The organism is Pseudoduganella rivuli, assembly GCF_009674485.1.
Taxonomy (GTDB): domain Bacteria; phylum Pseudomonadota; class Gammaproteobacteria; order Burkholderiales; family Burkholderiaceae_D; genus Rugamonas; species Rugamonas rivuli_B.
In genome coordinates this window covers 487,703-500,770 of the sequence record NZ_WKJJ01000001.1, presented here as the reverse complement: position 1 = coordinate 500,770, position 13,068 = coordinate 487,703, and the positions used below count along the sequence as shown (strand labels likewise).

At 61.5% G+C, this 13,068-nt stretch carries 14 protein-coding genes; 10 read left to right on the top strand and 4 right to left on the bottom strand.

The window, feature by feature from the left end:
• Nucleotides 1-169: 169 nt before the first annotated feature.
• A complete protein-coding gene (locus GJ700_RS02025) occupies nt 170-577 on the bottom strand; it encodes a type 2 periplasmic-binding domain-containing protein (protein WP_154370967.1) in 408 nt (135 codons plus the stop codon).
• 9 nt (nt 578-586) lie between these two features.
• A complete protein-coding gene (locus tag GJ700_RS02020; RefSeq protein ID WP_154370966.1) occupies nt 587-1,801 on the bottom strand; it encodes a hypothetical protein in 1,215 nt (404 codons plus the stop codon).
• A gap of 292 nt (nt 1,802-2,093) precedes the next feature.
• On the opposite strand from GJ700_RS02020, the gene GJ700_RS02015 reads away from it, so the two are divergent.
• Nucleotides 2,094-3,479, top strand: coding sequence for a diguanylate cyclase domain-containing protein (locus GJ700_RS02015; RefSeq protein WP_154370965.1), 1,386 nt, complete (start codon nt 2,094-2,096; stop codon nt 3,477-3,479).
• A gap of 73 nt (nt 3,480-3,552) precedes the next feature.
• Here the strand turns inward: GJ700_RS02015 and GJ700_RS02010 are convergent, their stop codons facing one another.
• Nucleotides 3,553-4,374: a tyrosine-type recombinase/integrase gene (locus GJ700_RS02010; RefSeq protein ID WP_154370964.1), complete on the bottom strand. Its 822-nt coding sequence runs from the start codon at nt 4,372-4,374 to the stop codon at nt 3,553-3,555.
• Between the two features lie 561 nt (nt 4,375-4,935).
• On the opposite strand from GJ700_RS02010, the gene GJ700_RS02005 reads away from it, so the two are divergent.
• From GJ700_RS02005 to GJ700_RS01990, 4 genes are all read left to right on the top strand, one after another.
• Nucleotides 4,936-6,003: a glycoside hydrolase family 62 protein gene (locus tag GJ700_RS02005; RefSeq protein WP_154370963.1), complete on the top strand. Its 1,068-nt coding sequence runs from the start codon at nt 4,936-4,938 to the stop codon at nt 6,001-6,003.
• Between the two features lie 174 nt (nt 6,004-6,177).
• Nucleotides 6,178-6,357: a hypothetical protein gene (locus GJ700_RS02000; protein ID WP_154370962.1), complete on the top strand. Its 180-nt coding sequence runs from the start codon at nt 6,178-6,180 to the stop codon at nt 6,355-6,357.
• A gap of 374 nt (nt 6,358-6,731) precedes the next feature.
• Nucleotides 6,732-6,890, top strand: coding sequence for a 2-dehydropantoate 2-reductase N-terminal domain-containing protein (locus tag GJ700_RS35185; RefSeq protein ID WP_229506764.1), 159 nt, complete (start codon nt 6,732-6,734; stop codon nt 6,888-6,890).
• Nucleotides 6,841-6,999, top strand: coding sequence for a ketopantoate reductase family protein (locus GJ700_RS01990; protein WP_229506737.1), 159 nt, complete (start codon nt 6,841-6,843; stop codon nt 6,997-6,999). The genes GJ700_RS35185 and GJ700_RS01990 overlap by 50 nt, the downstream gene beginning before the upstream one ends.
• Before the next feature lie 162 nt (nt 7,000-7,161).
• Here the strand turns inward: GJ700_RS01990 and GJ700_RS01985 are convergent, their stop codons facing one another.
• Entirely contained in the window at nt 7,162-8,151 is a 990-nt protein-coding gene (locus tag GJ700_RS01985; RefSeq protein WP_154370960.1) for an AraC-like ligand-binding domain-containing protein, read from the bottom strand.
• Between the two features lie 242 nt (nt 8,152-8,393).
• On the opposite strand from GJ700_RS01985, the gene GJ700_RS01980 reads away from it, so the two are divergent.
• Genes GJ700_RS01980 through GJ700_RS01960 form a run of 5 tightly spaced genes read left to right on the top strand, consistent with a single transcriptional unit; the run spans nt 8,394 to nt 13,001 of the window.
• Entirely contained in the window at nt 8,394-9,698 is a 1,305-nt protein-coding gene (locus GJ700_RS01980; protein WP_154370959.1) for an ABC transporter substrate-binding protein, read from the top strand.
• Nucleotides 9,699-9,700: 2 nt separating this feature from the next.
• On the top strand, nt 9,701-10,450 hold the full coding sequence (locus GJ700_RS01975) for an ABC transporter ATP-binding protein (protein WP_195763747.1): 750 nt from the start codon (nt 9,701-9,703) through the stop codon (nt 10,448-10,450).
• Nucleotides 10,437-11,129: an ABC transporter ATP-binding protein gene (locus GJ700_RS01970; protein WP_154370957.1), complete on the top strand. Its 693-nt coding sequence runs from the start codon at nt 10,437-10,439 to the stop codon at nt 11,127-11,129. The genes GJ700_RS01975 and GJ700_RS01970 overlap by 14 nt, the downstream gene beginning before the upstream one ends.
• A 1-nt stretch (nt 11,130) precedes the next feature.
• Nucleotides 11,131-11,997: a branched-chain amino acid ABC transporter permease gene (locus tag GJ700_RS01965; RefSeq protein ID WP_154370956.1), complete on the top strand. Its 867-nt coding sequence runs from the start codon at nt 11,131-11,133 to the stop codon at nt 11,995-11,997.
• Nucleotides 11,994-13,001 carry a branched-chain amino acid ABC transporter permease gene (locus tag GJ700_RS01960; protein ID WP_154370955.1) on the top strand — a complete coding sequence of 336 codons (1,008 nt, stop codon included), beginning with the start codon at nt 11,994-11,996 and terminating at the stop codon, nt 12,999-13,001. Before GJ700_RS01965 ends, GJ700_RS01960 begins: the two co-directional genes overlap by 4 nt.
• Nucleotides 13,002-13,068 lie beyond the last annotated feature (67 nt).

Genomic DNA, 13,068 nt, shown 5'->3' with positions numbered 1-13,068 from the left:
ACGTTTATTTGAGCTGTGTGGATCTGGCTAGATCATAAATGCACTTTACGTTTACGTAAACGTAAATTAAACACTTATATTAAATTTGTTCACAAACAGGCTTCGCGCGAAAAAAATCCCGGCGCGGGGCCGGGACGGGGATACGGGCGGCCGAAGGCCTTGGACAAGCTTAAGGCAGGCTCAGGATGACCTTGACGGAGTCATCCACCGCCGACCTGTCGATGTAACCGATCGCCTTGGGATCGTCGGCCACGGCTTTCTTCACCTCGGCATTGGACTTGTACTCCTTGGGTGGCGTGGCCTTACCGGTAAACACCAGCTTGGACCACAGCGCCTTCACTTGCGCAGCATCCTTGTCCGCCACCTTCAGGTAGAAGTCGTTGCGAATGGCGGAACCTTCAGCCTGGTCGATGGGCGTGAACATGGTTGACTTGCCAAGGAAAAACTGGGAAGCCTGTTCGGAAAACATGCGGGTTGCCGGGTTTTTGGCGCTGACGATGACGACGGTTTCAGCGCTGGCCGGCATGGCGGCGGCGATCGCGCCGCCCAGCAGCAAGGGTGCGAAAATCTTGTTCATGGCGATCTCTCAGAAAACGAAGTCCAGGGCGGCGGCGTACACGGTCACGCTGTCTTTTTTCCCGCCCGCCGGGGCGAACAGCAGGGTGCCCGATTTCTGTTTCGGGCTGACACGGTCGACTTGCACCTTCAATGCCAGCGAACGTGCGAAGTCCCAGCGCACGCCGGCCAGCGTGGTGTCCTGTTCCGCAGCCAGCAGCAAACCGGCGACGGCGGTGTTCAGTTGCGGAATGGCGGCCAGGCCGGCGGGCGCGGTGATGGTCGGACGTACGCCGCGCAGCGACGCGTGCGCGACATACGGCAGCAATTTGCCGAAACGGTAGCCGCCCATCACGTACCACGAATTGCTGCCTGACGCGTACACCCGCTCTTGCGGGCGGCGTTGCGCATATTCCGTTTGCAGCACGATATCGTTCCAGTCCATGTTCAAACCGATAGACGTGAAGTTGATACGTTTTTTGTCCAGCGCAATGTCGCGGCCGAGTTGTGCGAAGCCCAGCGACGTCAGGGTGCTGACCAGGCTGTTGACCGGTGTAATGTCATGACTGGTCAGTTCCGCGCGCAAATGGCCCAGCCGTGCGGTAAATGGACCGTACTCGGCCGACGCGGCAAAGCCGACGGCCGGCGCGCGGTATTTCGCGGTCAGGCCGCCGCCGGTCGGAACGAACAGCTTGCCGCTGCTGACGCCGACGAAAGCCTGCGCCGTGACATTGACACTGCCGAACGCATGCTGCCAATTGCCATCCACGCCATCGAGGTTTTCGATCGGTTCCTGGCCGTACATCTCGATCGGCGGGCGGATCATGGTGTTGGCGTAGCCGACGTTCTGGTAGTCGGAAATGGTGAACGCGGGCAGCACCACGCGGCCGAGGCGCGCGCTGAGTTCATCGGTGACCTTGACCTTGACGAAGGCCCAGGTCAGGTCGGTCGTGAATTGCGGGCTGGTGTTCTTGCGGGTCAGCACCTGCGCGGTGGCCGAGACCCTGTCGTTGAACTGGTAGGTCGCTTGCAGGCCCAGGTTGGAATCGAGGCCGATGCGTGGTGCATCCTTGACGCCGACGGCCTGGTTGTAGCGTGCAAATTGCGCGTTATCGGTATCCGTCTGGGCCACGCCCAGGGTGCCGAAGCCGCTGATGATGAGGTTGCCGCTGTCGAGGTCCCCGGCCTGTGCCTGCATGACGCCGAAGGCGGCCAGCAGCGATGCTGCCATGAAATGTTTTTTCATTCTTTTGTCCAAAAGCTGGTTGAGAACAATGCCGTTGAAGCATTGAACGCAGCTTATTGGAATTACTGTGAAGCATCAAAGAATTTAGTCATTTCATGTAAAAATGTATCAATATATGTCTCATAATTGTCAAAAATTTTCAAAGTGTCTATAAAAGTATGAGGATTGACATCATGTTAGGCGCGGTTGTGGCGTCCCCACCATGGATCTTGCCCTGCTGTACGATCGGTTCCACGTGCTCGCACTATAATCATCCGGAACAGACTGAATTTTGCGTAGAGGGGGGCGGGGCATGGGACGTTGGTTCGGGCGCTGGCGCCGGGCGTTAGCGAGATTACTTGTCCCCGACCTGATCGAGGCCGATGCATTCGCGAGGTTGCAGCAACAACTGGCGCAGAGCGAGCACCGCCTGCGCACCATCAGCGAGAACCTGCCCGTCATCATTACCCAGTTCGACCTCGAGGGCCGCTTCACGTTCGTCAACAAATACATCGGCACGGTGCTGCCGCGGCAGCCGGCCGAATTGCTCGGCAAGCACTTGCGCGACATCACTGGTGAAGCACTGTATGACAGCGTCAGCGGCCATATCAACCGTGCATACCAGGGACATCAAGTCAACTTCGACATTTGCTATCCGGTCGACGGCATCGACCGTTATTTCGCCGCGACCTATCTGCCGGAAGTCGACGCTGCGGGCAATGTCCGCAGCGTGTACGCCTTGTGGCTGGAAATCACGGAACGCAAGCGGATCGAACTGCAGCAAGCGGCTGATGAACAGCGTTTGCGCACCATTACCGATAACTTGCCGGTGGTGATCTGCTATCTCGACCAGGAACTGACCATCAAGTTCGCCAACGCCACCCTGACCCAGTGGACCGCAGCGACGCCGGCGCAAGTGCTGGGCCGGAAATTCACCGACCTGATCCTTGAGTTCCCGAATAGTCCGGCCGCGCACGCGCTGATGCCCTATATCACCCGAGCGTTGCACGGCGAGCGGGTCGAGTTTGAATACACGTCGACGGTCGATGGCCGGCAGCGGTGGCTGCACTACACGCTGGTGCCGCAGATCGGACCGGAGGGCGAGGTGCTCGGCATTTTTGCGCTGTGTTCCAATGTCACCGAGTTGAAGCGGGTCCAGCAAAAACTGTCCGAGATGGCGCGCTTCGACGAGTTGACAGGGCTGCCCAACCGTTACCAATTCAATGAAAAAATCGCGGAAGCCGCGCAGCGCTGCAGCCGCACCGGCCAGCCGATGGGGTTGTTTTTCCTCGATATTGATCACTTCAAGCAAATCAATGACACCCAGGGCCATGGCGTCGGCGATGAAGTGTTGCGCGAATTTGCACGCCGCCTGCATGCGTCGGTCAGGGAAACCGATACCGTGGCGCGCCTGGCGGGCGATGAGTTTGTCATTATTGTCGAAACGCTGGCTGATCGCGACGCCATGGGCCTGGTCGCGGAAAAGATCTTGCTGACAATGCAGCCGCCCATGATGCTGTCGTGCGGCGCATTGAAAGTCGGGTCCAGTATTGGTGGCGCCTTCGCGCCGGGGCCGGCCGTCATACCGAAGGCGCTGCTCGACTGCGCTGATGCCGCGCTGTACGACGCCAAGCGGGCAGGCCGCGCCACGTATCGCTTGCGTGACTATGTGGCGGCCGACCCGGTGCTGGCACTGTAGACGTAAGGCCGGCGGTATCGGATTGCGTTTCGCTGGCGGCCGATTCTAATCTACTCGGTGCTGGAGTCACTATTTATACTGAGCTCTCGCTGCGCGCTTCGCAATACGCAGCCCATGCATCCATGAGATCCCGTCGTTTATCGAAAAGATCACTACGAAAGTAGGCAGCCTCCATCGCGTGCTTAATACAAACGGCAGCGCCACACTCATGGATGGCGCGGATGACGGAGGCGACTTGCTCATAAGGACACGCGGCAAAATGGTGAGGCTTTCGCAGGTCCGGCCGATGCGGCAGAGCTCGTGCGAGCTGATCCCATAAATGCGGGTCTTGACGTGTCCTGAAGTCGCGTGCCGCTGCCCAGTCAAGGATAGCTTTGATACGTTGCCGTACCCGGGAGGCTGTTTCGTGGAGCGTAACCCAGGTCGGTTCCAGGACGGCGAGTATTTCAGCTTTGCCGATCTGGTTGACGTCCTTATCGCTTATAAGGGGGAACGCGAATCTGCTGAGGGAGTTGATCCATTGTTTGGTATGTTTAGGATTACGCCATGCGGAACTATGGGTTCGGTGATACTCGACGGCACATTCGCGGAATGTACGCGTATTTTGAATTGCCGTGACGGCGGCTTCGCGCAGACTGTCCCGCTGTGTGATCGGATCGATTCCGTCGCATACTAGTTGGCGGCACTTTGACGCTTCGTCTCGTGCTTGTGTCAGGGGCTTGTCTGCAACGGACCCGAGCCCCATTTCCCGTGCACGACCGAGCAGCATGTATCGGAAGATCCATGACTTGGACCCGGTAGGCGACACCTGCAAATAGAGTCCGCCGCCGTCACCGTAATAACCGGGCGCCTTCTTGGCGTTGACGCCCAGTACCGTTAAAGCCTGCCTGCCCATCGCTGTTCGCCCTCTTACCCACAAATACCCGCTACCCACAAGCCTACCCACAAATGGGAGTGAGCTTCCAGTATATTTCGGGATTCGCCCGGAGACGATTGCCGTACGATCAATCGCCGATTTATGATGGGGCGGGTACTTAGGGAGTCGTACTGAGCGTTCTGTAGACGTGTGGCATGCAGACACCGCCTCCGCCAGTGATTTTAGGAAACTTTGCTAGTTTCGCAGAAACCCCGATCAGTGATGATGCGGGGTTTTTTGTTGTGCGTGATCCTGGCGTGTCAAACAGAACATCGGGAAAAAACGGACTCAGTGCGATGACCTCCTGGCTCTTTCGCTGGCGGTTGTCGACAAGGTTGAACGTAGTGTTGGCCCCGATCGGGAATTGTCCCCGCTCACCGAAAAATGACTCCGCGCATTGGTGATTTTGAGAATTGCGATGCACACGCGGAGTGCGCAGAATGGGGACAACCGTTGGAGACCATTCGTGCGACATCACACCACCCCGGGCCCGCTCTCACCAGCCATCGCGGCCGAGCATCTTTACCTGGAAAGTCAACCATGAGAACCTTGATATCAGTACTGCTGCTCGCCTTCGGGGCGAGCGCGGCCACCTACACCAATGCGTTTGCGATCACAGCATCCGGCTCCACGCAGGCCCAACCTTTTGAGTGGCGCTCCAGCCAGCCCCTGATCAACCCTCCGGCTGTCCCGAAGGATATCTTTGGGGTCAAAGACCCGAGCATCGTCTACCACGGCAACCGCTATCACGTCTTCATGACCACGGCCGGGAAGAACGGTTGGGGTATCGCCTACACCAGCTTTGCGAACTGGGAAGAGGCACCCAACGCCCCTCAGTTCATGCTGGACAAGTCACCCATCGGACCCGGCTATCGCGCTGCGCCCCAGGTCTTCTACTTCGCGCCGCAGAAGCGCTGGTACCTGATTTACCAGGGCGGTGACCCGCTGTATTCCACGACCAGCAATATCGCCGACCCCATGTCTTGGACGGCGCCGAAGCCCTTCTACGCAACGATCCCGGCGAGTGTCAAGGACGCCAATGGCAATGCCGTCTGGCTGGACTTCTGGAACATCTGCGACGACAAGAAGTGCCATCTCTTCTTCACCGGCGACAACGGCAGTTTTTACCGCGCCGAGACGACGATCGAGCGCTTCCCTCAGGGCTTCGGCGAGCCCGTCGTCGCCATGAAGGAGAAACTTGACGACATGTTCGAGGCGAGCAACACCTATAAGATTACCGGCGCCAACCAGTACCTGACCCTGATCGAGGCGATGGGGCCGAAGGGCAGGTATTTCCGGGGCTGGACAGCGGATCGCCTGGACGGCGCCTGGCAACCCATTCCCGGCGCCGCGATGAACCTGTTCGCTGGCGCGGAAAACGTCAAGTTCAACAACCGGATCTGGTCGGAAGGCGTATCCCATGGCGAAATGATCCGCGACAGCGTCGACCAGACGCTGAGCATCGACCCCTGTCAGCCGCTGAAATTCCTCTACCAGGGGCTGGATAAGGAAAAAGGCAAGACATACGAATACATCGAATTGCCATATCGGCTAGGCTTGATCACTGCCACCTCCCCCAACGCCATCAGCGCGATGTGCAAGAAATGAACACACGCGGCGGCTACTCGGCGGCATCGGCATGACTGATGCCATGACGCTCCCCTCTGAAGAGCCAGACCAGTAGGAATCCCACCGCCTCCGCCAGTAATTTTAGGAAACTTTGCTAGTTTCGCAGAAACCCCGATCAGTGATGATGCGGGGTTTTTTGTTTGCAGATCAGACTTGAAAGTGGTGAGTGCGCTCGCCAGTCTTGAATATCTCCTCTCTGACTCGCATTGCATCCATGCCAATGATGGCGTGATCGCGCTTGCGCCACGTCCCGCCAATCTTCACGGCCTCGATGTTGGACATGTCCGCGTGAAGCGCCGCAGCGATCGGGTCAATTCGCTGTTCTGGGGTTAACGAGTTAAACCACTCCAAGAAAATTCAAGACCATGCTGCAGGAGCATATACGGCACTAGTGGCGCCCGGTTGTTCTTCCAGGCGCTTGATGGTGCGGCTCAATGCCGGCTGCGAGATGTGCAGCGGGTTGGCACTGGGTCGAGGCTGCCAGTTGGCGTAGATCGAAAGCCATGCGCAAGTGTAATGACTTTTCACGAAATGAGTAATTTCCAGGAGGATTCTGCGTTCGCATAATGCAGACAGATGCGGTGGCGTTGCACCGCACAACAACAGGAGAATGCCATGAGTACCACCCCAAAACCGGCAGACGAAGCAGGCCGGGCGCCGTCCATCTCGGTGCGCGACGAGCCGCCAATGGCGTTTGAGAGGACCGTATGAAAAAGATCATGATACTGGGCGCCGGCGCGATGGGCAGCCTGTTCGGCGCCAGGCTGGCGCTGGCAGGAAACGATGTGCTGCTGGTATGGCGGGCATCAGCCGTCCATGCTGCAAGATATCCTGGCGCACCGCAAAACGGAAATCGAAGCCATTAACGGTGCGGTGGTCCGGCTCGCCAATGAGGTGCAGATAGCGGCGCCTGTGACGGAAACGTTGTGCCAACTGGTGCGCATGCTTGAATCGGCTGACGGCCCCGTTCCTTGATGTCGTTTTTGGTCGTAGTGCTCCCCGGCCGCATGACGGCCGCAACGTCATTGATGACTTGGTTTATGCAGACCGCCAGCATGCATGACCAGAAAGTGACCGTCGTCGGAGCCAGCACTGTGGTGATCGCGCGCGTCGCCTAAATCAAAATGAAAGCAGTGCTCAGTTCATTTTCATTGCGCGGTACTCGCGCGGCGATGCGCCGAAGTGCTGGCGGAATTTCTTGCTGAAATGCGCCAGATCGTTGAAGCCGCGCGTCAGCGCGATGGTCGAGATGCTGCGCGACGCCATCGCCGCGCTGCGCAGGTCGGCGGCAATCAAGTCCAGCCGCCGCAGCCAGATCAGCCGTCCAAGCGACGTGCCCTCGGCCTCCAGCAGTTTGTTGATGTAGCGCTGCGACAATCCCAGCGCACAGGCGACGCCGGCGGGGGCCAGTTCTGGCTCGTGTATGTGCTCCTCGATGTAGGCATGCAGCCGGGTCAGCGCCGCAGTCCTGCACTCGGACAGGTCGAACGCCGATTGTTGGATCGACTCCGACACCATTGCCCCTACCAGGTCGATCAGGTTCCTGCTGACACGGTCGGCCGCGCCGGCTGTCATGCCGCAGGCCGTGCTGGCCAGCTGCTGGACATAGGACGTCACGAGCGGAAAGAGCGGGTTGTTGCACGCCAGGTCCTGGTTGGCGATGCGATCGAGCGACGCCACCGTGCGCGCCAGCGCCGCGCGCGGGATCTGCAACACCATCAATTCCGCGTTGGCGGGGAATTCCAGCGAAAACGGCCGCGCGCCGCTGCAAAACACGCCGGTGCCCGACGCCAGCATGGTGCGGCGGCCATCTTGCACGCTCTCGCCGACGCCGGAGCGCATGAAGTGGAAAATCATCCCCTCGTTGCCGTCGCGGCTGGAGGCGGCTTGACCGCAGCGGGCCGAGTGCGCGCTGACCTGCAAATTCATCACCTCGATGTCGCCGATCCTGGCCCATTCCAGGCTGGCCGAGAAATCTTGACGGTTGCCGACCTTGAAATCGACGGGAATAATCTTTTCGCCGATCACGTCCCGCCAGAAGTCGACCCGTTCGCTTGGGCTGACGCTGCTGGTCGACACCGAATGGCGCCGTAACGCCGGCGCCGGCGCGGAATCAAAAGTCATCATTGCAGTCTCCGGTTGTCCGCAATTTCCTTGCAAATTGCATGCCTATGTTGGCGTTGAGACCGATTGTTCCACGAAAAAACTCTCCGGGCAAAGTTTTTGTTCCGCCTCAGAACAGTGTTCCCAACCAGACAAACCAAGCGGCCTTTTCAGCCAAGTGCGGTGTGGCATTTCTCGCCATAGTGGTTGCACTGGCGGCGATACGCTGCGGCCGCCCGATTCCATCACTACAGGAGCCAGCCACCATGCAGAACAAGAACCTGACCATCCCGGATGCCGAGGCCACCCCGCGCCGCGCCACCCGCCGGCGCTTCCTGCGCCTCGCCGGCGCGGCCGGCGCCCTCGCCGCGACCGGGAACGCCCTGGCGCAATCGGACGTGATCCGCATTGGTTACATATGCCCTAAAACAGGGCCTTTTTCACCGTTCAGCGAGGCCGACGACTTCATTTTGGTGCAAGTGCGCAAGGCGCTCGAGGGCGGCATCGTGGTCAACGGGAAAAAATACCGGGTCGAGTTGCTGGTGCGGGATGACCAGAGCAGCCCGGACCGCGCCTCCAACCTCGCGGTCGAACTGATCAACAAGGAAAACATCGACCTGATGCTGGCGCAGGTGGCGATTGGCCCCAATGTGTCGCAACAATGCGAACTCAACGGTGTACCCTGCATTTCCACTATCGGTCCCTGGCAGGCATGGATGTTCCCGCTCAAGGGGACGCCCGCCACCGGCTTCAGGCACGTCTTCCATTTCTCCTGGGGCATGGAAGATTTGGCCGCGGTGTACATGGATATCTGGAATAAATTGCCGACCAATAAAACCGTCGGCATGTGCTGGTCGAACGATGTCCCGGGCGGGGCGCTGGGCGACAAGCAGCATGGCTTGCCGCCGGAGTTTGCGAAAAATGGCTACAAGCTGGTCGAAGCCGGCAAGTTTCCAGTGGGCGCCGATGATTTTTCGGCCCATATCCAGGCGTTCAAGCGTGCCAATGTCGAAATTGTTACCGGCCTGTTCAACCCGCCGGAATGGGGCAGCTTCGTCAAGCAATCGGCCCAGATGGGATTCAAGCCGAAGGTGACAACGGTCGCCAAGGCCTTGCTGTTCCCGGCCGGCGTGGCCCCCCTTGGCGCGCGCGCCGACGGTATGTCCACCGAGATCTGGTGGACGCCGGCCTACCCCTTCAAGTCCAGCTTGACGGGCCAGAGCGCGCGCCAGCTGGCCGACAGCTACACGGCGGCGACGCGCCGCGAGTGGACCCAGCCGATCGGCGTGATCCATGCCTTGTTCGAGACCGGGATCGCCGCGCTCAAGGCCAGCAACAATCCAAAGAACCCCAAGGCGGTCAGCGACGCCATTCGCGGCCTCAAGGTGGACACCATCATCGGCCGCCTGGACTTCGCCGGTAGCGGCATCAGGAACGTGTCCAAAATGCGCGTGGTGGGAGGCCAGTGGCGCCTGAATGACGCCGGCAAGCTGGAGATTGTGGTGACCAACAACAGCACCGCGCCAGAGATCCCGGTGCAGCGCAAGTTCGAGATGCTGAAGGCGATCTGACCATGCTACTGCAGCTCACTAACGTCAGCAAAAGCTACAACGGCATGCGAGTCATTCCCCCGCTCTCGCTGGCCATCGAGGAGGGCGAGTTCGTTGGCGTGATCAGTCCGAACGGCGCCGGCAAAAGCACGCTGTTCGGCCTGATCTCGGGCGTGCACCGCAGCGACGGCGGCGCGATCGCGCTCGACGGCGTCGATATCGGCGGGCTCGATGCCGCCGCCCGCTGCCGCGCCGGGATCGCCTGCACCTTCCAGATCCCGAAGCCCTTCCTGGGCATGACGGTGTACGAGAACGTGCTGGTGGCGGCCACGTTCGGCGGCCAGCTCGGGCGCGCGGCGGCGCGCGAGCGCGCTGCCCGGGCCCTGGCGCAATGCGGCTTGCTGGCGGAGGGTGATGTGCCGGCACAGCGCCTCAGCCTGCTCCAGCGCAAGCGGCTGGAACTGGCGCGCGCGATTGCCACCGGCCCCAGGTTGCTGCTGTTGGACGAGGTCGCGGGCGGGCTGACCGATAGCGAGGTGCTGGAGCTGCTGGCACTGGTCGGCGCCATCCATCGCGGCGGCACCACCGTGGTGTGGATTGAACACCTGGTGCATGCGCTGGTCTCGGTCGCGAAGCGGCTGGTGGTGCTCAGCGCCGGGACCATCATCAACGACGGCGAGTCGCAGGCGGTGTTGGCATCGCAAGTCGTGCGCGAGTCTTACCTGGGCAGCGGCGCTGAAACCAACGCGGGAGAACTGCATGCTGCGCACTAAGAATCTGAACGCCTGTTACGGTCAATTCCAGGCCTTGTTCGGCGTCGACATCGAAGTTGCGCCGGGGCAGACGGTTGCCCTGATCGGCGCCAACGGCGCCGGTAAATCGACGCTGATGCGTGCGCTGGCCGGCGCGGTCGGCACCACGCGCGCCGCAATCGAACTGGACGGCGAAGCTGCCGGGGGCGCCACGGAACGCCGCCAGCTGGCGCGCGGCGTCGCCCTGGTGCCCGAGGGGCGCCGGCTCTTTCCCAGCCTGACGGTGCTGGAAAACCTGCAGCTGGCGGCGCGCAACGGCAGCCAGGGCGAGTGGACCGTGCGGCGCGTGCTGCGCGAGTTGCCGGCGATCGAGGCGCTGCAGGACCGCCCGGCCACCGCGCTGTCGGGCGGGCAGCAACAACTGGTGGCGCTGTCGCGGGCGCTGGTCATGAATCCCGCCTATCTGCTGTTCGACGAAGTCTCGCTGGGCTTGTCACCGGCGGCGGTGGACGAGGTTTACCGCTTGCTGGCCGGGGCGCGCGCCGAGGGCCTCGCGGTGGTGCTGGTGGAACAAAATGTCCGCCGCGCACTGCGCGAGTCCGCACGCTTCTATTGCATGCAGAAGGGCCGGATCGTGCTGGCCGGCCGCTCATCCGAGGCGGATTACGAGCAAGTGACGCAAGCCTATTTTGGAGCATGACATGACGCTGTTTTTTGAAACCCTGTTGAATGGATTGACGCTGGGCGCGCTGTATGCGCTGTTTGGTCTCGGGCTGAGCCTGAGCCTGGGCGTGATGCGCATGATTAACCTGGCGCACGGCGACCTGATCGTGCTGGGCGCCTACCTGGCCAGCGTGGTGATGGGTGTGCTCGGTGTCGGGGCGTTCACGTCGCTGCTGCTGGTGGTGCCGCTGATGTTCGCGATCGGCGCATTGCTGCAAACCTTGCTGCTCAACCGCGTGGTCGGGCAGGGACCTCTGTCGCCGCTGCTGCTGACCTTCGGCCTGTCCATCGTGATTCAAAACCTGTTGCAGCAATGCTTCAGCAGTGATACCCGCGGCCTGCCGGGCGGCGCCATCACCACGCTGGGCATCGACGTCGGCGGCGTGTCGCTGGGCATCCTGCCGCTGGTGACGACGCTGATCAGCGTGGTGGTGTTCGCGCTGACCCATCTGCTGACGGCGCGCAGCCATTACGGACGGCAGGCCCGCGCGGTCGCCGACGATCCCGAGACGGCGCGCCTGGTGGGCGTGAAAGCCAAGCGGTTTTTCGCGCTGATGGCGGGCTTCATCCTGGCCGCGATCGCGCTGGCGTCGGTGCTGTACGGGATCAGGACGCCGTTTGCCCCCGGCGCCGGCGCCGAGCGCTTGCTGTATTCGTTCGAGGCGGTGGTGCTGGGCGGGCTGGGTAATTTGTGGGGCACCTTCTTTGGCGGCCTCGTGATCGGCGTGGCGCAGTTGTTTGGCGCCCGCAGCAACACGGGCCTGGGACCGTTCTTCGGTCACCTGGTCTTCCTGACCGCGCTGGTGGTGCGGCCACAAGGCTTGTTCGGCAAGGGGAAATCATGACACATCCTGTTCATTCACCGGCCGCCGGCCTGGTGCGGACCCGCGCGCCCTGGCTGGCGCTGGCGGCGGCAACCGGCGTGACGCTGGCGGCGCTGCCGTGGTACGCGGACTTCAGCCAGCTGCGCCTGTTGGTGGAAATGCTGACCGTGCTCACCATGGCGCTTGCCTGGAATTTGCTGGCCGGCTATGGCGGGCTGGTGGCCGTCGGCCAGCACGTGTTCGTGGGTGTCGGCGCCTACTGCCTGTTTGTGCTGTCGAACCGGCTGCAACTGAACCCATGGCTGGTGCTGCCGCTGTCGACCGCGCTGACCGTGGGATTCGCCTGGGCCTGCGCCTGGCCGATGTTCCGCCTGAGCGGCGCTTATTTCGCCGTCGGCAGCTGGGTATTGGCGGAAATGCTGCGGATACTGGCGCAAAACAGCGAAACCCTGGGAGCGGGGGCCGGCATGCCGCTGGAAACCATGGGCGATGTGGACCGCTGGACCCGCAACGCCGGAGTCTATTGGGCGGCGCTGGCGGTGGGCATCGCCGCCCTGCTGGTGGTGCGGGGCGTGCTGCGCGGCCGCCTTGGCCTGGCGTTGATGAGCGTACGCGACGGCGAGGTGGCAGCCACCGCCTGTGGCGTCGCGGTGGCCAGGACCAAGCTGCAGGTGTGGCTGATCGCGGCCGCCATGAGCGGCGCCGCCGGCGCGGTGGCCTACATGAACACGCTGCAGGTATCGCCCGACGCGTCGTTCTCGCTGAACTGGACCGCCGCCGCCATCTTTATCTCGGTCCTGGGCGGCATCGGCACGTTCGAGGGGCCGTTGCTGGGCACCGCGCTGTATTTCCTGCTGCGCCAGTACTTCAGCGAGTACGGCACCGGCTACCTGATCGGCACCGGCCTGCTGGCCATCGTCACGATGATGTACCTGCCGGGCGGATTGTGGAGCTTTTTCACGCGCCGCTGGCGCCTCGATCCGTTCCGGCTGCGGCACCGCGCGCCGCCACCCCCGTCGCGTTGACCGTTTTCCCCGCGCCGGGAACCGAACACCCGGCGCCACCTTGACCATGATGTTAAACGGAGAAGAA

Excerpts from the sequence above, each read along its gene's own strand:
- GJ700_RS01985 (WP_154370960.1), bottom strand. The coding sequence starts at position 8,151 with ATGATGACTTTTGATTCCGCGCCGGCGCCGGCGTTACGGCGCCATTCG.
- GJ700_RS01960 (WP_154370955.1), top strand. The coding sequence starts at position 11,994 with ATGACACATCCTGTTCATTCACCGGCCGCCGGCCTGGTGCGGACCCGC.
- GJ700_RS35185 (WP_229506764.1), top strand. The coding sequence starts at position 6,732 with ATGAAAAAGATCATGATACTGGGCGCCGGCGCGATGGGCAGCCTGTTC.
- GJ700_RS02015 (WP_154370965.1), top strand. The coding sequence starts at position 2,094 with ATGGGACGTTGGTTCGGGCGCTGGCGCCGGGCGTTAGCGAGATTACTT.
- GJ700_RS02005 (WP_154370963.1), top strand. The coding sequence starts at position 4,936 with ATGAGAACCTTGATATCAGTACTGCTGCTCGCCTTCGGGGCGAGCGCG.
- GJ700_RS01990 (WP_229506737.1), top strand. The coding sequence starts at position 6,841 with ATGCTGCAAGATATCCTGGCGCACCGCAAAACGGAAATCGAAGCCATT.
- GJ700_RS01980 (WP_154370959.1), top strand. The coding sequence starts at position 8,394 with ATGCAGAACAAGAACCTGACCATCCCGGATGCCGAGGCCACCCCGCGC.
- GJ700_RS02025 (WP_154370967.1), bottom strand. The coding sequence starts at position 577 with ATGAACAAGATTTTCGCACCCTTGCTGCTGGGCGGCGCGATCGCCGCC.
- GJ700_RS01970 (WP_154370957.1), top strand. The coding sequence starts at position 10,437 with ATGCTGCGCACTAAGAATCTGAACGCCTGTTACGGTCAATTCCAGGCC.
- GJ700_RS02020 (WP_154370966.1), bottom strand. The coding sequence starts at position 1,801 with ATGAAAAAACATTTCATGGCAGCATCGCTGCTGGCCGCCTTCGGCGTC.
- GJ700_RS02010 (WP_154370964.1), bottom strand. The coding sequence starts at position 4,374 with ATGGGCAGGCAGGCTTTAACGGTACTGGGCGTCAACGCCAAGAAGGCG.
- GJ700_RS01975 (WP_195763747.1), top strand. The coding sequence starts at position 9,701 with ATGCTACTGCAGCTCACTAACGTCAGCAAAAGCTACAACGGCATGCGA.
- GJ700_RS01965 (WP_154370956.1), top strand. The coding sequence starts at position 11,131 with ATGACGCTGTTTTTTGAAACCCTGTTGAATGGATTGACGCTGGGCGCG.